At 45.5% G+C, this 18691-nt stretch carries 16 protein-coding genes; 7 read left to right on the top strand and 9 right to left on the bottom strand.

Annotated elements, in window-relative coordinates:
• Positions 1 to 244: 244 nt before the first annotated feature.
• On the bottom strand, positions 245 to 802 hold the full coding sequence (gene hemG, locus SALWKB2_RS06805; protein ID WP_080690455.1) for a menaquinone-dependent protoporphyrinogen IX dehydrogenase: 558 nt from the start codon (positions 800 to 802) through the stop codon (positions 245 to 247).
• 124 nt (positions 803 to 926) lie between these two features.
• Here hemG and SALWKB2_RS06800 point away from each other — a divergent pair, with 124 nt between their 5' ends.
• Positions 927 to 2645 carry a proline--tRNA ligase gene (locus SALWKB2_RS06800; protein ID WP_025330924.1) on the top strand — a complete coding sequence of 573 codons (1719 nt, stop codon included), beginning with the start codon at positions 927 to 929 and terminating at the stop codon, positions 2643 to 2645.
• A 148-nt stretch (positions 2646 to 2793) separates the two neighbouring features.
• Here the strand turns inward: SALWKB2_RS06800 and nadE are convergent, their stop codons facing one another.
• Complete coding sequence (gene nadE / locus SALWKB2_RS06795; protein ID WP_025330923.1) at positions 2794 to 3585, bottom strand: NAD(+) synthase; 792 nt, start codon at positions 3583 to 3585, stop codon at positions 2794 to 2796.
• 181 nt (positions 3586 to 3766) lie between these two features.
• On the opposite strand from nadE, the gene SALWKB2_RS06790 reads away from it, so the two are divergent.
• The 4 genes from SALWKB2_RS06790 to SALWKB2_RS06775 all read left to right on the top strand — a co-directional run bounded on the left by SALWKB2_RS06790 (position 3767) and on the right by SALWKB2_RS06775 (position 7853).
• Entirely contained in the window at positions 3767 to 4126 is a 360-nt protein-coding gene (locus tag SALWKB2_RS06790) for a gamma-butyrobetaine hydroxylase-like domain-containing protein (RefSeq protein ID WP_025330922.1), read from the top strand.
• A gap of 69 nt (positions 4127 to 4195) precedes the next feature.
• Positions 4196 to 4933, top strand: a complete 738-nt coding sequence (ubiE, locus tag SALWKB2_RS06785) for a bifunctional demethylmenaquinone methyltransferase/2-methoxy-6-polyprenyl-1,4-benzoquinol methylase UbiE (RefSeq protein ID WP_025330921.1) — start codon at positions 4196 to 4198, stop codon at positions 4931 to 4933.
• A 72-nt stretch (positions 4934 to 5005) separates the two neighbouring features.
• On the top strand, positions 5006 to 6448 hold the full coding sequence (locus tag SALWKB2_RS06780; protein ID WP_025330920.1) for an aminoacyl-histidine dipeptidase: 1443 nt from the start codon (positions 5006 to 5008) through the stop codon (positions 6446 to 6448).
• A gap of 217 nt (positions 6449 to 6665) precedes the next feature.
• Positions 6666 to 7853, top strand: coding sequence for an LD-carboxypeptidase (locus SALWKB2_RS06775; protein WP_025330919.1), 1188 nt, complete (start codon positions 6666 to 6668; stop codon positions 7851 to 7853).
• 41 nt (positions 7854 to 7894) lie between these two features.
• Here the strand turns inward: SALWKB2_RS06775 and SALWKB2_RS06770 are convergent, their stop codons facing one another.
• Positions 7895 to 8344, bottom strand: a complete 450-nt coding sequence (locus SALWKB2_RS06770; RefSeq protein WP_025330918.1) for an RrF2 family transcriptional regulator — start codon at positions 8342 to 8344, stop codon at positions 7895 to 7897.
• 87 nt (positions 8345 to 8431) lie between these two features.
• Entirely contained in the window at positions 8432 to 9649 is a 1218-nt protein-coding gene (hmpA, locus tag SALWKB2_RS06765; protein WP_025330917.1) for an NO-inducible flavohemoprotein, read from the bottom strand.
• Between the two features lie 307 nt (positions 9650 to 9956).
• On the opposite strand from hmpA, the gene lgt reads away from it, so the two are divergent.
• Positions 9957 to 10808 carry a prolipoprotein diacylglyceryl transferase gene (gene lgt, locus SALWKB2_RS06760; protein WP_025330916.1) on the top strand — a complete coding sequence of 284 codons (852 nt, stop codon included), beginning with the start codon at positions 9957 to 9959 and terminating at the stop codon, positions 10806 to 10808.
• An 85-nt stretch (positions 10809 to 10893) separates the two neighbouring features.
• Here lgt and SALWKB2_RS06755 read toward each other — a convergent pair whose 3' ends face one another.
• The 5 genes from SALWKB2_RS06755 to SALWKB2_RS06735 all read right to left on the bottom strand — a co-directional run bounded on the left by SALWKB2_RS06755 (position 10894) and on the right by SALWKB2_RS06735 (position 17959).
• Entirely contained in the window at positions 10894 to 13254 is a 2361-nt protein-coding gene (locus SALWKB2_RS06755) for a DNA translocase FtsK (RefSeq protein ID WP_025330915.1), read from the bottom strand.
• 112 nt (positions 13255 to 13366) lie between these two features.
• Positions 13367 to 14482, bottom strand: coding sequence for an anhydro-N-acetylmuramic acid kinase (locus SALWKB2_RS06750; RefSeq protein ID WP_025330914.1), 1116 nt, complete (start codon positions 14480 to 14482; stop codon positions 13367 to 13369).
• Complete coding sequence (gene xth / locus SALWKB2_RS06745) at positions 14482 to 15246, bottom strand: exodeoxyribonuclease III (RefSeq protein WP_025330913.1); 765 nt, start codon at positions 15244 to 15246, stop codon at positions 14482 to 14484. Before xth ends, SALWKB2_RS06750 begins: the two co-directional genes overlap by 1 nt.
• Before the next feature lie 75 nt (positions 15247 to 15321).
• On the bottom strand, positions 15322 to 16653 hold the full coding sequence (locus SALWKB2_RS06740; RefSeq protein WP_025330912.1) for a M23 family metallopeptidase: 1332 nt from the start codon (positions 16651 to 16653) through the stop codon (positions 15322 to 15324).
• Positions 16654 to 16732: 79 nt separating this feature from the next.
• Positions 16733 to 17959, bottom strand: coding sequence for a YihY family inner membrane protein (locus SALWKB2_RS06735; protein ID WP_025330911.1), 1227 nt, complete (start codon positions 17957 to 17959; stop codon positions 16733 to 16735).
• Between the two features lie 126 nt (positions 17960 to 18085).
• Here SALWKB2_RS06735 and wrbA point away from each other — a divergent pair, with 126 nt between their 5' ends.
• On the top strand, positions 18086 to 18685 hold the full coding sequence (wrbA, locus tag SALWKB2_RS06730; protein ID WP_025330910.1) for an NAD(P)H:quinone oxidoreductase: 600 nt from the start codon (positions 18086 to 18088) through the stop codon (positions 18683 to 18685).
• The last annotated feature ends 6 nt before the right edge of the window (positions 18686 to 18691 follow it).

The raw sequence follows: 18691 nt of genomic DNA, 5'->3' as shown, positions 1-18691 counted from the left end.
TATATATAAAAATGATTTTATTAAAAATATTTTCATTTATTATTAAAAATAGTGAATTAGTAATCAATATTAAATTTAAATTTCATAATACTGAGTTTTTATAATCTATTATTTAAGGTTTTTTAATTAAAAGATTAGATTTAGATAAAGCAAATATAAGTATTTATAAAAATGCTATAAGAATATGGGTGTTAAGCTGATCGAAACGGATATCAATTTTTGTGAATAATGCTATTATAATATTTTATAATTTGAGTATTTGTTCGCCAAAATCCCGCACCTTTTGCCAGTCGGTATATTCAATATGGGCATCCAGACGGGTTTCGCCTTTATTCAGTTTCATAACCAGACGCATCATGTAGCGGTCGAGCAGGTTATATTTGGCATAGTGCAGCTCTCCGGCAAAAATTCCAATTAACTGAGGGCGCCATGGGCTTTTGGTAAAAAATTTACGTGTGTAGGTGTGTGTTTGCGGTGTACTGCGATGAGGTTTGTTAGCCAGTATGCTGACGCTGAAAAAGGCACTTGGGGTGTTGTTGAGGATTTGCTGATGGCGTTCTATCCAGGGTGCCAGCTGAGAAGCGTAGTGTCCGTAGCGGATAGAGGCACCAATGATGATTTTATCATATTCCCCCTGCTGAATAAACGGATCATCTGCTAGATTAATCATATCAACTGTGATGCCGGCAGTAGTCCATTGCGCTTCAAGTGTCTGGGCAATTTTAAGGGTATAGCCAAAACGGCTGCTGTATACAAGCAGATATTTCATGGTGCACAGATTCAGATAAATAAGGTTTATCATATCACGTCTGCGGGCTTTTACTCAGGGTAATTATTTAAAGCTGATTTTGTTTATTCAGGTATAAGATATTGGCTTTTTTACTGCGCGGAGACTGGTACAATGGCGGCTGTTTTTGGAGATATATATGAAAGCCAGTCAGTTTTATATTTCAACGTTAAAAGAGGCTCCGGCCGAAGCGGAGTTGGCCAGCCATAAGCTTATGCTGCGTACCGGAATGATCCGGCGTCTGGCCAGCGGATTGTATACATGGATGCCGATGGGGTTGCGGGTACTGCGCAAGGTTGAACATATTGTGCGGGAAGAGATGAATCGTGCCGGGTCGATTGAATTGCTGATGCCGGTAGTTCAGCCTGCTGAATTGTGGCAGGAAAGCGGCCGCTGGGCATTTTATGGTAAGGAATTATTGCGTATTACTGATCGTCACGAACGTGAGTTCTGTATGGGGCCGACTTGTGAGGAAGTAATTACGGATATTGTGCGCAGTGAAATTCGCAGCTACAAGCAGCTGCCACTGAATTTTTATCATATTCAGACTAAATTCAGGGATGAGGTACGGCCACGGTTCGGGGTAATGCGTGCCCGTGAGTTTGTTATGAAAGATGCTTATTCATTCCATACCTCATTTGAATCATTGCAACAGACTTATCGGGATATGTTTGATGCCTATTGCCGCGTTTTTGACCGGCTGGGACTGGATTATCGTCCTGTGGCAGCAGATACCGGCAGTATTGGCGGAACGGGGTCGCATGAGTTTCAGGTTCTGGCGGAAAGTGGTGAGGATGTTATTGCCTATAGTGATACATCTGACTATGCAGCTAATGTTGAGTTGGCTGCTACTTTGCCATTATCAGGAGAACGCCGGAGTGCAGGGCAGGCTTTAAGCAAAGTTCATACGCCGAATGTACGCAGTATTGAAGATTTAGTGGCATTTTTAAACATTCCGGTTGAGCAAACTCTGAAATCGCTGGTTGTTGAGGGTGAAGAAGAGGGAACGGTAGTATTGCTGCTGGTTCGCGGAGATCATCATCTGAATGAAATCAAGGCTGAGAAGCTGGCAGGAGTAAAAGTACCGTTAACTATGGCTTCTGTGGCAGCTATTGAAGCAGCTTTCAATGGCGCACATGGTGGTTCGCTTGGTCCTGTGGGCTTTAAGGGTAAGGTATACGCCGATTTTGCTACTGCAAAATCTGCAGACTGGGTAATTGGTGCTAATGAAGACGATCATCATTACACAGGCTTTAATTTTGGCCGTGATGCAGCAGAACCGGAATTTGCTGATTTACGCGAAGTAATCGCCGGTGATCCTAGTCCATGTGGAACCGGAAGTCTGAAGCTGGCCCGCGGAATTGAGGTTGGCCATGTGTTCCAGTTACGGACTAAGTATTCTGAAGCTATGCAGGCTACTGTTCTGGATCAGAACGGTAAAAATGTTGTGCTGGAAATGGGGTGTTATGGTATCGGGATTACGCGTGTGATTGCTGCGGCAATTGAACAGAATAATGATGAACGCGGTATTATCTGGACAGAAGCTATGGCACCGTTTACGGTGGTGATTGTGCCGATGAATTATAAAAAGTCAGCTGATGTAAAAGCTGCCGCAGATAATTTGTATGCGCAATTGCAGCAGGCCGGAATAGATGTGCTGCTGGACGATCGTGATGAACGTTCCGGTGTATTACTGCATGATTCTGAGCTGATTGGTATTCCGCACCGGATTGTGATTGGTGACCGTGGTCTGAAAGCGGGTAAGGTAGAGTATCAGGCACGCAGGGATACTGAAGCTACTGAGCTGGCCGTTGATGCAGTAGTGCCGCATATTTGTGCTTTATTCAGCCGTAATTAATATTTTACATGTGTACAGACCGGATGTTGTGCGTCTGGTTTTGGCTGATTATTATTAAAAAATAATAATCTGATTTGATAATGTAATTATGGTTGCAATTTGAAGATTACTAAATAAAAAACCAGATTTTGCAATCTGGTTTTTTCTATTATTTAAGTAATTCGTCCGGAATCTTGCATACCGGAATCGGGTTGATTTTATGCTGCATGGCACGATGATAACGTTCATAAATAGCAAATACTTCGCGCTCGCGGCCGGTAAAATCGTCTATTTTATGAGTATCGTAGACACTCATAGCCCATTCGAGCTCAGGATAGGTTGCACCAATTTGCTCTTCATCGGTTTTATCGGCATCCCATAATCCATCCGTAGGCGGAGCATCAATGATATTCTGATCTATGTTCAGTTCTTCAGCCAGTGTATATACCTGACTTTTAAGCAGATCGGCAATCGGGCTGAGATCTACGCCGCCATCGCCGTATTTGGTAAAGAACCCGACGCCGAAATCTTCTACTTTATTACCGGTTCCGACCACAAGCAGGCCGCGTTCCTGAGCGTAGTAATATAGTGCAATCATGCGCAGGCGGCTGCGTGCATTGGCCAGTGCCAGCTGGGTTTGTTCATCTTTATTGTCACCAATGTCTACCGCCATGGTAAATGAGTCAAAGGTGCGGGTAAGGTCTACCCAGTGTTCTTCTATGTTGTTATAACGGCTTTTCAGCTGACGAATATGCTCCTGTGCCCGTGCTATCTGATTAACTTTCTGATGAATAGGCAGTTCCAGTACTAATGTGGGCAAGCCTGTTCTGGCAGCAAGAGTTGAGACTACGGCAGAATCGATACCGCCGGAAACGCCTACAACAAAACCTTTGCATTTTGCCTGAGTGGCATAATCACGTAACCAGTTAACAATATATTCAATGATGGCTGCTGTTTGCATGGTGTATTCTTTCGCTGATTATTGAGCAGGATTAATATACTTCTTTAAGCTTTGCCTTGCAAAGGGTCTGTTGCGGCTGTTGCTGCCGGCTTATGTATTTAATCTGATTGGGCAGTAAGTGGTATATTAGGTTAGAATAGGTATAGTTTGTTAATGTCTTGTGACGGAAAAAAATAGTTATATGCAGGATATGGTACCAGCTGAAATCCGCTTAAGTCAGAACCGGCAGAGATTACGGCTGGTTTACGGAGCAAAAACATATGAGCTTGAGGCTGAGTTTCTGCGGGTATTTTCACCCAGTGCTGAAGTGCGCGGTCACGCGGCGGGGCAGGAAGTATTACAGACAGGTAAGCGTGATGTAACGATTACTGCTTTGTCTCAGGTTGGTAATTATGCTTTGCGTATTGCATTTTCAGACGGACATGATACAGGGTTGTATGACTGGGATTATTTGTATGATCTGGCTGTTAGTCAGGCAGAACTCTGGGCAGGTTATGAAAAGCAGTTACTTCTTGCCGGTGCCAGCCGTGACCCCGACTGATTTGCGGTTATTCGGATGCAGGCAGCCGGATAAGTTTATTTGGGCAATATTTAATTCTGAAAGTGTGGTATGAGCGATCACAAAACTCATTTTGGTTATCAAACTGTTGATGAAGATGAAAAAGCGGGTCGTGTTGCCGGTGTATTCCATTCGGTGGCCAAAAACTATGATGTGATGAATGATGTGATGTCCGGCGGTTTACACCGGATCTGGAAGCACTTTACCATTACCACAGCTCCGGTACGTAAAGGCGATAAGGTACTGGATATTGCCGGCGGTTCAGGTGATTTGTCGCGCGGCTGGGCTAGACGGGTAGGACGCAGCGGTGAAGTCTGGCTTACTGATATTAATTCTTCTATGCTGACAGTGGGTAGGGATCGTTTGCTTAATGAAGGGCTGGCATTGCCGGTGGCTCTGTGTGATGCAGAAAAACTGCCTTTTCCGGATAATTATTTTAATCTGGTGTCGGTATCGTTTGGTTTGCGTAATATGACGCATAAAGAAGTGGCACTGGCGGAAATGTATCGCGTTTTACAACCCGGCGGTACTTTGCTGGTACTGGAATTTTCTCATGTATTCAAGCCGCTCAAGCCGGTTTATGATTTATATTCATTTAAGATGCTGCCGCTGATGGGTAAGCTGATTGCCAAAGATGCAGACAGCTATCAGTATCTGGCAGAATCAATCCGTATGCATCCTGATCAGGAAACGTTAAGAAAAATGATGCTGGATGTAGGATTTGATAGTGTGAATTATCATAATTTAACCGCTGGCGTGGTGGCTTTGCATAAAGGGGTTAAGTTTTAGTTTGTCAGTTGACACTGTGTTCAGGCTGCCATATGGTGGCCTGATTTGTTTTATATGTGACTGGATAATGTTATGAGTGAAATTGAACAATTACAGCCGCAGCCGGTATGGCAGTGGTTTGCGCGTTTGTGTGCGGTACCGCGTCCGACATTTCATGAACAGGCTGTGCGGGAAATGCTGGTTAAGGCAGCACAAGAACATGCTCTGAAAACAGATATTGATGCTAAGGGAAATTTGCGTATTTGCAAACCTGCCACTGCGGGTATGGAAAATTGTGTGCCGGTAGCCATTCAGGCGCATATGGATATGGTGGCACAAAAAGGTGCTGATTCGCAGCATGATTTTCAGCGTGATCCGGTGCAGACCCAGATTAAAGAAGGCTGGGTTTGGGCTAATGACACGACCCTCGGTGCTGATAATGGTATCGGTCTGGCTATGGGGCTGGCAGTAATATTCAGTGAAGATATTGCGCATCCTGAATTAACGCTGATTGTTACGGTTGAAGAAGAAATCGGTATGGGCGGAGCAGAAGCGCTAAGTGCGGATTGGTTGCAGATGCCCTATCTGATTAATCTGGATACCGAAGAAGCGGGTGAGATTTTTATTGGTTGTGCAGGTGGTCGTGATGCCAGTATGACCTTACCTCTGAACTGGCAAGCCGGTAAGCTGTCTGCATGTACTGTTCGGGTGTCCGGTTTGCGCGGTGGTCATTCAGGCGTGGATATTGATAAAAATCATGCCAATGCTAATGTATTGCTGGCACGGGTGCTGTCCGGTTTGTATGCACAGATACCTTTTGCTCTGGGTTCATGGCAGGGTGGCGAGCTGCGCAATGTAATCACGCGTGAGGCTCAGGCTGTGATTGGCCTGGACGCTGATACAGCACGTACAGCTGTTGCACCAATTGCTGCTTTTATTGCTGCAGAATGGGCAGAAGAAACACAGTTGGATATTGAAGTTTTACCGGCAGAGGATCTGACTCAGGCCGCTACTTTGGAAAGCACTCAGAAAGCGCTTGATTTGCTGCTGGCTGTGCCCAATGGTGTAATGCGCATGAGTGAGCAGTTTAAGGGGATTGTGGAAACTTCTTCTAATATGGGGGAAGTGAAAACCGGAACCGATGGTTTACTGATACATTGTCTGATGCGTTCGCTTCTGGAAACACCTAAAGATGAATTCAGTTTGCGTCTGGCTGCATTAGCGCGAATGGCCGGGGCAAATCTGGAGTTAACAGCAGATTATCCGGGCTGGGCACCGAATGCAGACTCTCCTTTACTGAAACTAACCAGCACTATTTTTGCCCGTCACTATGGTAAACAGCCACCGTTGCAGATTATTCATGCCGGACTGGAATGCGGGATTCTCAGTGGTAAAGCACCTCATCTGGATATGGTGTCATTCGGACCGACAATACGTGCAGCACATTCTCCTAAAGAGCGGGTAGAAATTAAAGCTGTGGCTGAATGCTGGTCTGTTTTGCTGGATTTACTCAAATCTATACCGCCACGGCAGTAATCAGGTTGTCGGTTGGTACTGAAAAGGCATGGCAGTGACATGCCTTTTTGCTATTTTTTTGCTGCTATTCTTTGTAAACAGGGATATAGTAAGCCTTAGCCGGTTTGTACCGGCATAAATAATTTTGGTTCTGACTATTGTTAATCAGAATGAATTACTTTTACAATGGCCCATATATTTTTGTCCGGACAATCTGCCGGATCAGGAAGTGAGTTTTATGGATACTCAACAAAATAGCCGTCGTAATTTTCTGCGTGCCGGCGCTGCTTTTGCAGGTGCCGGTCTGTTGCAGGCTTGTCGCAGCAATCCGAAGCCTGACGTCAAAACAGCATCAACACCTAAAGTACCTGTGCAAACCAATAATAATCTTAATACTATGCGTATTTTTGCCTGTTCCGGATTTGGTGAAAGTGTCAGCCGGAGTGAGCTGGCAGCCCAGCGTCTGGCTATAGCCGGTTTTGCCGTGAGTAATCAGCAGGCGTTTATGCGTCGCTATCAGCGTTTTTCCGGCAGTGATGCTGAGCGCGCTGCAGATTTGCAGGATGTTGCTATCGGCCGGGTACCTGTACCGAAGGTGCTGATGGGGCTGCGTGGTGGATACGGGGCGATGCGTATTCTGCCTCTGGTTAACTGGTCTTCTCTGGGTGCAAGAATGCGTGAGCAGGGCACTTTACTGTATGGCTACAGTGATGTTACCGCTGTGCAACTGGCATTGCTGGCTCAGGGGAAAATGTGCAGCTTTGCCGGACCAATGCTGTATAGCGAGTTTGGCAAACCACAGATGAGTTTATTTACCACCCGTTCTTTTATTGAGAACAGCTGTAATCCGAAAATGTCGGTTACAGTTGCCGATATGCAGAATTATCAGATACGGGCTGAGGGTATTTTGTGGGGAGGCAATCTGAGTGTGTTATCTGCGCTCGCCGGCTCTCAATTTATGCCACAGGTGAATGGCGGTATTTTGTTTATTGAAGATGTGGGTGAACAGCCATACCGGATAGAACGCATGCTTCAGACGTTGTATCTGAGCGGAGTACTTGCACGACAGCAGGCAATTATTCTGGGTAATTTCCGTATGGGCTCGATTCGTGATGTCTATGATAGTAGTTATACTTTGAATTCTGTGATTCAGACGATGGCAAGGCTGACAAAGGTTCCGGTACTAACCGGATTTCCTTTTGGGCATATTACTGATAAGGTTACCTTTCCTCTGGGCGCCAAAGCAAGTTTGTATTCTACCAGTAATGGTGGTTATCAGATTGATTTCAGTGATTATCCGGTTTTGAATCCTTCTGTACTGGCTTTAAATACGCTGCTTCCGCAACCGCCTGCCGTTGAGGGTTTACTTAACGGATCTGCTGCGCCTGCTAATGATTCTACATCTGAAACCGAAGATACAATGTGATTATTCAGGGAGTAATTTGTTAGCTTGAATTTTCAGCTGATTTATTCTGGCTGCTCCAGCCATTTGATAATTGCCTGATTATCAGCCGGAGCATTGAGCTGACTGAGGGTATAGCGGTTCAGGGAATGATAAAAGGCTTGCTGCGCTTCGCTGAATAGTTGGGGAAGATAGCAAAACTCTGCCATTGAGCATGGGGGTTGCCGGCAGTTGATTAAATGAGGAGTCTCTGATGAGGCCAGCTCCAGTGCCTGAACAATATCACCCAGTTTGAGCTGATAGCTGGATTCAGCCAGTTTTATACCGCCTTTTCTGCCCTTAAAGGAATCAATCCAGCCGCTCTGTGCCATGAAATATACAATTTTTACCAGATGATTTTTAGATACGCTGAGCTGTCTGGCCAGACTTTCTACGGTAGAAAGTCTGTTCTCAGGCAGGTATTGTAAAGCTAATAATACGCGTAGGCCTAAATCGGTAAAACGGTTTAATTGCATGGCAGACTGTCAGACTAATGGAAGGTCAATTTTGCCTGTTTTCAGCTGCCATGAAAAGATTTCGTTTAAATAATTTCAAAATGGTTATTATGCTGCCAGCTGGCTGAATCCGCCTGTACCGAACAATTCCATGAAAATCTGGTTTTGTGGTATTTGTAAATCACGCAGAGCCTGATATTGTGCATGCATAAATTCTATCGGGCCGCAAATATAATAGTCTGCATCAGCAGGCAGTAGTGAGCTGTCCAGCTCGGATAAATTCAGACGACCAATTTTATCAGCCGCTAATTCTTTACCCGGGTTTTCACAGGCCAGATAGCTGCGCAGGTTAGGCATGCTTTGCTGCAATTCGGTGATATGCTGGTGCATTGCCAGTACATTACTGTTGCGGCAGGCATGAATAAAACTGATTTGCTGATGCGGATTTTCTTCTGCGGCAAGGGTATTCAGAATAGCAATCATGGGTGTGATACCAACACCTGCGCTAATTAGAACAGTATTTTTATGCGGATGGTGGAGTATAAAAGTACCTGTTGGGTTGGTTACTTCCAGTTCATCACCGATTTGGTAATGCTCATGCAGAGTTGTAGACACATAACCTTCAGCATGTTGTTTGTCACCAATTTCTTTTTTGACGCTGATGCGGAAATAGTTCGGGTGATTGCTGTCGGAAAGTGAGTACTGACGCGGTTGCCGGATGCCTAGCTGAGGTACCATAACCCGAACGGAAATATACTGACCGGGCTTATACTCCGGCAGCGGGCTGTTGTCTGCCGGTTGCAGATAAAAAGAGGTAATCTCGCTGCTTTCAATCTGCTTATCAACTATTTTAAATTTTTTCCAGCCATTCCAGCCGCCTTCAGTTTGATCTTGTTTCTTATATAGATTTGCTTCTGTGGTAATAAGAATGTCGGCCAGTTGCTGATAAGCGGCAGTCCATGCTTCTATCAGTTCGCTTTCCATGGGGACGTTCAATACCTCACTGATGGAGTGCAGCAGATTGGTACCAACAATTGGATACTGATCCGGCTGAATATCCAGACTGACATGCCGGTGAGCGATCTGACTAACTGCATCGCCGAGGTTCTGTAATTTGGTAATGTTTTGAGCATAAGCCAATACTGCACTGGCCAGTGCATGTGGTTGCGCATCATTGCGCTGGTTGCCAAGGTTAAATATTTCTTTTAGGTCGGGGTTATTAGTGAGCATCCTGTTGTAAAAGTAGCGGGTTAGTTCAACACCGTGTTCCTTTAGGGTTGGAATAGTAGACTGAACCAGTTCGATTTGTCTGGTAGTAAGTTGCATGATTGTTCTCCCGAAAATTTTGTATAATTTAATATGTATATAAAATACATATTTTATATTAGGCTGCTTAATAACAGCTGTCAATAAATACTGAATCAATTAAATGAATAATTTTTCTATTTCAATCTGTTCGGTATTGCTATCAAGGGATGAAATGCGGAAAGTGGCGCATAGATTGGCTAATATGAGTTAAACTGTCTGTTATTTTGGTTGTGGTATTTCTGGTCATTCCGGTTGTTATTCAGAATAGGGTGACAGGCTGTTGTGACTGATGAAATAAGCAGGATATCTGAGGAATGCTAAATTTATGATGATCCATCCGAATTTTGATCCAGTATTGATACATCTGGGTCCTCTGGCCATTCGCTGGTACGCATTAAGTTATATTGTTGGTTTTTGTTTGTTTATCTGGCTGGGAAGCAGACGGATTAAAAGCGGGCAGACCATATTTACCAATGAATTGCTGGAAGATTTATTTACCTGGGGTGTATTCGGCGTGATACTGGGCGGGCGTCTGGGCTATGTGTTGTTTTATCAGTCTGCGTACTATTTTAATCATCCGCTGGATATTCTGAAAATCTGGCAGGGTGGTATGTCGTTTCATGGCGGCTTTATCGGAGTGCTGGTCGCCATGTGGCTGTTTTCCCGCAAACACAAGGTTAAATTCTGGGCGGTAGCCGATTTTGTGGCGCCGCTGATACCACTCGGACTGGCATGCGGCCGTATCGGTAATTTTATTAACGGCGAGCTGTGGGGGCGTGTTACCAGTGCTGATGCTTTCTGGGCAATGGGTTTTCCGCACGCGCATGATGATGATGTTGCGCTGGTGATGCAGGATCCGCAAAAATGGCTGCCGGTATGGGAAAAATTTCAGATGCTACCGCGCCATCCTTCACAGCTGTATGAATTTATGCTTGAAGGAATTGTGCTGTTTGTGATTATGTGGCTGTTTACCAAAAAACCTCGTCCGCTGGGGCAGGCATCTATGCTGTTTTTACTAGGCTACGGTGTATTTAGGTTTATTGTTGAGTTTGCGCGTGAACCTGATGACTATCTGGGTTTGCTGGCGATGCATATGTCTATGGGGCAATGGCTCAGTCTGCCGATGATTGTGATTGGCGCAGTCGGATTCGCTTATACTTATAAAAAAGCAGCTTAAACTGAATTTATAAAGCTGTTAAAGCCGCAATAAAATATATTTATTGCGGCTTTAATTATTGGCAGACAGAGAAGGGTATTAATCTTTACAGACTGTCTTTATGTGCCAGAATCCGCCGGCTGCCGCCCAGCTCGGCAGGTGAAACGATGCCTGCGGCTTCGAGTGCTTCCATCAGATTTGCAGCACGGTTGTAACCTATGCGCAGGTGGCGTTGTAAAGATGAAATAGATGTTTTACGGGTTTCCAGTACAAAGGCTACCGCCTGATCGAATAATTCGTCACTGTTGGCGTTCGGATTAACCTGATTAACATTGGTCTGAGCAGCCTCTCCCGATAATAGGCCTTCTACGTATTGGGCAGGAGCTTGCTGTTTAATGAAGTTAACGATGGCATGAACTTCATCATCGGAGACAAATGCACCATGCAGACGGGTTGGTTCAGCCTGTCCGGGCGGTAAAAACAACATATCACCTTTACCCAGCAGGTTTTCAGCACCCATCTGATCCAGAATGGTACGGCTGTCAATTTTGCTGGATACCTGAAATGAAAGCCGGGTGGGAATATTGGCTTTAATCAGTCCGGTAATCACATCAACGCTCGGGCGCTGTGTTGCCAGTATCAGGTGGATACCGGCAGCACGGGCTTTTTGTGCCAGCCGGGCAATCTGCTGTTCTACTTTTTTGCCTTCTACCATCATCAGGTCAGCCAGCTCATCAATAACAACCACGATATAAGGCAGTTTATCCAATGGTTCCGGATCGTCCGGATTGGTACTGAATGGGTTAACCAGTGGCGTTGATGCTACTTTGGCAGCTGCTACTTTGTCATTAAAGCCGGTAATGTTGCGTACTCCGACATGCGCTAACAGCCGGTAACGTTTTTCCATTTCGGTAACACACCAGTTGAGTGCCTGAGCTGCTTCTTTCATATCGGTAACTACCGGAGCAAGCAGATGCGGAATGCCGTCGTATACGCTTAATTCCAGCATTTTCGGGTCTACCATGATAAAGCGTACTTCGTCCGGCTGTGCTTTGTATAAAATCGACAGAATCATGCAGTTAACACCGACAGATTTACCAGAGCCGGTAGTACCGGCAACCAGTAAATGCGGCATTTTCGCCAGGCTGGCAATCACGGGTGCACCGGCAATATCTTTCCCCATAGCCATGGTTAATTTATCAGCGGCTTCATGAAAGATTTTTGCGCCCAGAATTTCTGACAGCAGAACGTTTTGGCGTTCTTCATTAGGCAGCTCAATGCCCATTGTGGTTTTACCGGCGATGGTTTCTACAACACGCACGCTTTGTACTGAAAGGGAGCGGGCCAGATCTTTATTAAGATTGACTATCTGGCTGCCTTTTACTCCTTGTGCTGGCTCGATTTCATAGCGGGTAATAACCGGGCCGGTAGTGGCACTGGTCACTTCTACTTCGACGCCGAATTCTTTCAATCGGGATTCGATGTGTGCAGCCATTTGCTGCAAAAGCTCGCTGTTAACCACAGCAGGCTGACCGGAGGGTTTGCTGAGTAATTCTGTATCCGGTAAGTGAATCAGACCATTATCACTTTTTACTATAGGTTCAGATACCGGTGCCGGTTCTGTTAAGTCCTGTGCGACGGGTACTTCTGTACGTACAGCCACGGTTTTACGGTTGCTGGTGGTAAGTTCGGGCGGTTCGATATTTTTTGCTGTAATATTTTTGGCCTGTCTGACTACACGCCGGACGGTTTTGTTGTTAGGAAATTCGGTAATTAACCGCTGCGGCCGGCGCAGTAATTTGCACCAGAACCATTCAAACTGTGCACCGAGTTTTTCGATTACGGTTAACCACGATACCTGCAATAACATTGACAGCCCGATCAGCATCATAAATATACTAATAATCAGACCACCGGTCATACCGAAAAACTGATGTAACAGTTTTCCGAAACTCTGCCCGGTTAAACCTCCTGCACCAATAGGCAGAGTATTCTCAAGCATACTGGTAAATACCAGATTTTCTAGAGTAGGGCTGAATACCAGAAGTACAGCTAAACCACTCAGAGCCAGCCAGCTGCTGTAGGGTTTACTGTCAACGCTGGTGTTAAGAGAGCGTGCATTGAGCGGACGAAAGCTTTTATACAGGGCGATAATGGCAGCAATAATTAACCACCAGACAGATAAACCGAAAATGTAGTAGCCGATATCAGACAGCCATGCTCCGGTAAGACCGGCCAGATTATGAGTTTTATTAATTTGTGCAATACCGCGTGACCATGCCGGATCAGCCATATCAAAGCTGGCTAATGACAGTATGACAAACAGGGTAATCATAAGCGCCAGCAGCCAGAAAATATCATTAATGAGGTTCATTAACCATGGCTGTCTGGGTTTGCTGATTTCCTGTGGTTTGAGTTTTTTCGGTAACTGCTTGCTCGGAGCAGTTTTTTTTCGTGTTGTGGCCATAAATGTTGCAGCTTAATTTGGTATTTTTATCAGAAATTAACTGGTTATTATACGTTCTGTTAGGCTCTGTATCTGATATTAGTAACAGGATTTAACGGTTTTTTGCGGAGTATCAAACCCAGTAACCGCAGCCGGGAATACGTGCGCCATGAGCACCCGTAGCATAATGAGTGGCTACAGGCTGACGCTGATACCAGCATGCAGCCAGCCAGGCAAAGGCAGAAGCCTCAACCAGTTGTGCCGGAAGTTGTAAAGTATCGGTGCTGTATAGAGATATCCGGTGTAATTCAAGCTGCTGTGCCAGTGTTTGCATCAGAAGCAGATTTTGAGCCCCGCCGCCACATGCATATACGCTGCCGGCATCAGGTGCGGCATTTATAATGGCGTTTACTGCACTGTGTGCGGTTAGTTCAAGCAGAGTGCGTAATACATCTGCGGGATTTTCCTGTCCGTTAAGATACTGGCTGAGCCAATCGAAACTGAATAAATCACGGCCGGTGCTTTTGGGATAAGGCTGGCTGAAATAGGCATGGCTGAGCATGGCTTGCAGCAATGGCTCAATTGTCCGGCCTTGTGCGGCCAGTGTGCCGTTAAAATCAAATTCTTGCTGCCAGTTTTGCTGTACCCATGAATCCATCAGCATATTGGCCGGACCTGTATCGAAGCCGAATGCCGGCTGGTGTGGTTGCAGAACACTGATATTGGCAATGCCGCCTAGATTCAGAACCACACGGCATTGCTTTTCATCAGCAAAAACTGCCTGATGGAAGGCCGGTACCAATGGCGCACCCTGACCACCGGCAGCCAGATCGCGACTGCGAAAATCACCTACTGTGGTAATACCGGTAAGTTCGGCCAGTAGTGCCCAGTCCATTAGCTGAATACTGTAATGCTGTTCCGGTACATGACGTATGGTCTGACCGTGACAGCCCAGTGCTGTTACGGCTCGTGCTTCGGTTTGTGCTGTACTGAGCACTGTACTGACAGCCTGAGCATTCAGGCGTGCTAGCTGCTGTGCCAGTACGGCTGCCTGTGCCAGTTCGTTCTGCTGTGGTATTTGTAATGATAATAGCTGCTGCCTGAGTGTTTCCGGGTAGGCGACAAATGCATGTGCACAGACACCCAGCCATTGAGTACCGGAAAGCTTGGCCAGTACGGCATCAATACCATCCATGCTGGTACCTGACATCAGGCCGATATAGTATTGAAAAGAAGGTGTGCTGTTCATCAGGCGAAAGTAGCCATTACCGGTGCATGATCACTGGGGCGTTCCCAGCCGCGGGCTTCGCTGTCTATCTGTACTTCACGCAAAGCCGGCAATAACGCATTGCTGATCAGTATATGATCTATGCGTAAACCAAGTTTGCGTTTAAACATATTCATACGATAATCCCACCAGGTATAGTTTGTGCTGTCCGGATAAAGATAATACAGACTGTCTGTTAATCCCAGATTCAGCAACTGCTGAAACCAGCTGCGCTCCTGTGCTGAACACAATACTTTGTCCTGCCATTTTACCGGGTCATAAACATCTGTATCGTGTGGTGCGATATTAAAATCGCCCAGCAATATGGTTTTGGGATGTTGTGCCAGCTCAGTGTTGATATAGTTATTCAGTGCCGCAAACCAACACTCTTTATAGGCAAATTTTTCGCTGCCTACAGCCTCACCATTGACGCAATAAGCACAGATAATTCTGACATCATTAACCGTTGCCGCAATAATACGTTTTTGCGGTTCATTCAATTCGGGAATATCAACTGTTACGTCCTCAAGAGGCTGTCTGCTGAGTATGGCAACGCCATTATAGGTTTTCTGTCCGTTCCATGCTGCATGATAGCCGATTTGAGTAAATTCAGTTTCCGGGAATTTATCCTGCTCAAGTTTCAGTTCCTGCAAAGCCAGAATATCCGGCTGGTTTTCTTCGAGCCAGCGCAGCGTATGCGGCAGACGCACATTGAGGGAGTTCACATTCCAGGTGGCAATTTTCATGATGGATTCTGTTTCAGCAAAACGGGTATTGTATGCGTAAAGTTTGGTGAGTTCCAGAGCAGATACCGCTATCAGTTAATCCAGCTGGGCAATGGTAACATTCAGATTACGAAAGCCGGATAACTGCTTATCCCAGTGATGCTGTTTCTTTTTGAAGTCAGCCAGTTCACGTGCATTCAGGGTGCGGGTCGGCAAGGCAACGCTGGTCGGATTTACCGGCTGTCCGTTAATCCGGACTTCGTAATGCAGATGCGGGCCGGTAGAAACGCCGGTACTGCCTACGTATCCGATAATATCTCCAGCCTGTACATGCTGACCAACACTTAGATTGGCAAAAGCACTCATGTGTCCGTACAGGGTTTGCATGCTGTCATTGTGCCGAAGCACAACTGCATTGCCATAGCCCCCTTTGATACCAAAGCTTTCAACAGTACCATCCGATGGAGCATGTATGGGTGTTCCGCTGGCAACAGCATAATCGATACCGCTGTGCATGCGCAGAGTTTGCAGTATCGGATGAAAACGTGTACCAAAGGGGGAAGAAATTCGTGCACCATCGACTGGTACACTGGAAAATCCTTTGCGCAAAGGTTTACCATTTACATCATAGTACTGACCGTTACCATCATTACCAGTATCGTAATAATAGGCATGATAAATATTGCCATTGTGGCTGAATTCTGCTGCGCGTATATCACCTGTTGCCAGTTCCTGACCGCGATAATACAGGCTGTCGTAAATCAGGCGGATAGTATCGCCACTTTGCAGCGAGTTAATATCAATTTTGTCTTTGAAAATTTCACGCAGTGATTCTCTGATTTCTACCGGAATACCTGCTTGTGCCAGTGCTCCGCGTGCAGAGGTCTTAACGACAACAGCTTTAAATGTCGGCAGGGTTTCAGTATCCACTGCGCTGATATCGGCATTCCAGTTATTACCGGTTTTTTTCAGTGCCACCAGATTTTTTTCGCCATTATCATCATCATTAAAAAATTGAATGTCGGTGAGGAGGCCATTGTTATCCGTGCGGATACTGAAAACCTGATTGACCTGTAAATGCTGTACCTTATTTTTGATGATGTTAAGACTGGTAATGCGCTGAATTTCAGCAGCACTGATACCAAAGCGGCTTAGTACCATGTTAATCGTATCACCGGGCTGGACGATTTCGTCCCGCCAGAAATTCTGTACAGGTGCCTGGGTTTTAATGTTAACCGGAGCCAGTTTGAGAGTTATATGCTTCGGCTGATAACGATCTGAATTGTGTTTACGGCCGGATATGAGTACAACCAGTATAATCAGAAGCAATACGATTGCCCCGGCAATACCACACAAGAGTTTTGGTTTGGCGGCTATTTTCTGTTTTAACTGCTTAAACAAGGCTGATGATTGAGTTAACAGGGACATGGTTGTGTATCGGGCAATCCATCCTAAAACAGGTAAATGTAAAACTATTTATCTGAAATTACCAGTGTCAGAATAATTTTTATGATTGATTTTGTGTTTGCTGTTGTAGTTGTCTTGCCCATCGGGACAGACTGATATTCAGTTGCTGTAAACATGGCTGTAGCAGGGTGTTTACGGAAGTTGCTACGGCTGAATTGTGATTAGGCTGATAAATAAATAGTTGATACAAATCTGACAGCATGATTTTATCCGGATCTTTTTGCAATATCCAGCCGTCACTACAGTAAGCAATATAATGCTGCTTTTCGAGTTTAGAAAGTATCTGGTCTAAATGTTTATCACTGATTCCGAACTTTTGCTGCAACAGACAGGATTTGACAGCCTGTCCTTGTTGCTGAGCTGTTACCAGCTGATACAACAGATCAAGTGCATTTTCAAATGGCTGATACTGACGTAGATGGCGGAATCTGTCCTGATGCCAGTAGGGCAGAGAAGAGGTAAGTACAGCACCGGCAAGTAACAGCAGCCATAATAAATTCAGCCAGATTAAAAATACCGGTATTGCTGCAAATGCACCATATACTTTCTGATAATTGCCGAAATAGGTAACAAAAATAGCAAAGCCGCGCCGCAATAAATCCAGCCCCACTGCTGTGATGAAAGCACCCAGCAGAGCATGCTGCCATCGAACAAAACAAAATGGTACCAGTTTATATAATAAAAACAATAAAATGGTGAATAGTGCCAGATTGGTGATAATTTTAAAAAGTGTGCTGTAAAACGGTATCTGATTGGCCATATTGGCCGGATTAGATAATAAATTAATAAAAGACAGGCTCATCCCCAGCACGACCGGTCCCAGGGTTAGCAGTGCCCAGTAAATCAGAATACGAATCCATAGTGGTCGCTGATCGCGTGCTTGCCAGATTTGATTAAATGCATGCTCGATTGTCTGTATCAGCATCAGTGAGGTAATAATCATAAAACTGATACCGACAGCAGTTAATCCGCTGGCTTTATCCCGGAAGTCATACAGATAGTCACTGACAGAATCGGCACCGGCAGCTGGTACAATAATATGGGTCAGAAACTGATTAAAGCGTGTGGCCATATCTGCAAACATGGGAAACGCATTAATGACAATAACAGTAATAGTAAAAAAAGGTACCAGTGCCAGCAGCGTAGTAAATGTCAGGCTGGCGGCAATAAGCGGCAGCTTGCAGCGCTGATAGTTATGCGCAACAAACAATAAAAACTGTGGCAGGCGCTGCTGTAAATATTTGCTTTTAAATAATTGTATATTCATGGCGACTCCTCACATGGCTGATTGTAACCAAAAAGAGCAGACGGCGCAGACTTTCCGTGCAGGCTGGTCAATTTATGACACTTACGGCACAATAATAGCCTTCAGACAATCTTCAAGGAGCAGTATATGGCCGATTTACCTATTTTGGTGGTGTATTACAGCCTGTCAGGCAGTACCCGTAATCTGGCACTGGCACTGACTCGAGGTGCAGACAGTGTAGAAGGGTGTGAAGCTTTGTTACGCACTGTACCGAAAGTATCGGCTGTATGTGAAGCAACAGCAGCGGAGATTCCGGATGAAGGAGCGCCTTATGTTACTCTGGATGAAGTTCAGAACTGTGCAGCGCTTGCTCTGGGCAGTCCGACGAGGTTTGGAAATTGTGCTGCACCAGTTAAATATTTTCTCGACAGTACCAGCAGCCTGTGGCTGGCGGGAAGTCTGATTGGCAAACCAGCCTGTGTATTTACCAGTACCACCAGTTTGCATGGTGGTCAGGAAAGTACGCTTTTAAGTATGATGACTCCGCTTTTGCATCACGGGATGCTGTTGTGCGGTATTCCGTTCAGTGAACCACAGCTTAATGGTACCCATAGTGGCGGAACACCTTACGGTGCCAGCCATGTGGCCGGTCATGATAATAATAGCCAACTAAGTGCTGAAGAAGAGGCACTGGCTTTTGCGCAGGGTAAACGGCTGGCTGAACTGGCGCTGCGTCTGAAACGCTAAAATTAA

This window comes from Snodgrassella alvi wkB2 (assembly GCF_000600005.1).
Classification (GTDB): Bacteria; Pseudomonadota; Gammaproteobacteria; order Burkholderiales; family Neisseriaceae; genus Snodgrassella; species Snodgrassella alvi.
The sequence above is the reverse complement of the archived record's forward strand: the minus strand, read 5'-3'. Positions and strand labels throughout refer to the sequence as shown.

Bases quoted from the DNA above. Each gene is read 5' to 3' on its own strand.
- hemG (WP_080690455.1), bottom strand. From the start codon at position 802: ATGATAAACCTTATTTATCTGAATCTGTGCACCATGAAATATCTGCTT.
- SALWKB2_RS06800 (WP_025330924.1), top strand. From the start codon at position 927: ATGAAAGCCAGTCAGTTTTATATTTCAACGTTAAAAGAGGCTCCGGCC.
- nadE (WP_025330923.1), bottom strand. From the start codon at position 3,585: ATGCAAACAGCAGCCATCATTGAATATATTGTTAACTGGTTACGTGAT.
- SALWKB2_RS06790 (WP_025330922.1), top strand. From the start codon at position 3,767: ATGCAGGATATGGTACCAGCTGAAATCCGCTTAAGTCAGAACCGGCAG.
- ubiE (WP_025330921.1), top strand. From the start codon at position 4,196: ATGAGCGATCACAAAACTCATTTTGGTTATCAAACTGTTGATGAAGAT.
- SALWKB2_RS06780 (WP_025330920.1), top strand. From the start codon at position 5,006: ATGAGTGAAATTGAACAATTACAGCCGCAGCCGGTATGGCAGTGGTTT.
- SALWKB2_RS06775 (WP_025330919.1), top strand. From the start codon at position 6,666: ATGGATACTCAACAAAATAGCCGTCGTAATTTTCTGCGTGCCGGCGCT.
- SALWKB2_RS06770 (WP_025330918.1), bottom strand. From the start codon at position 8,344: ATGCAATTAAACCGTTTTACCGATTTAGGCCTACGCGTATTATTAGCT.
- hmpA (WP_025330917.1), bottom strand. From the start codon at position 9,649: ATGCAACTTACTACCAGACAAATCGAACTGGTTCAGTCTACTATTCCA.
- lgt (WP_025330916.1), top strand. From the start codon at position 9,957: ATGATGATCCATCCGAATTTTGATCCAGTATTGATACATCTGGGTCCT.
- SALWKB2_RS06755 (WP_025330915.1), bottom strand. From the start codon at position 13,254: ATGGCCACAACACGAAAAAAAACTGCTCCGAGCAAGCAGTTACCGAAA.
- SALWKB2_RS06750 (WP_025330914.1), bottom strand. From the start codon at position 14,482: ATGAACAGCACACCTTCTTTTCAATACTATATCGGCCTGATGTCAGGT.
- xth (WP_025330913.1), bottom strand. From the start codon at position 15,246: ATGAAAATTGCCACCTGGAATGTGAACTCCCTCAATGTGCGTCTGCCG.
- SALWKB2_RS06740 (WP_025330912.1), bottom strand. From the start codon at position 16,653: ATGTCCCTGTTAACTCAATCATCAGCCTTGTTTAAGCAGTTAAAACAG.
- SALWKB2_RS06735 (WP_025330911.1), bottom strand. From the start codon at position 17,959: ATGAATATACAATTATTTAAAAGCAAATATTTACAGCAGCGCCTGCCA.
- wrbA (WP_025330910.1), top strand. From the start codon at position 18,086: ATGGCCGATTTACCTATTTTGGTGGTGTATTACAGCCTGTCAGGCAGT.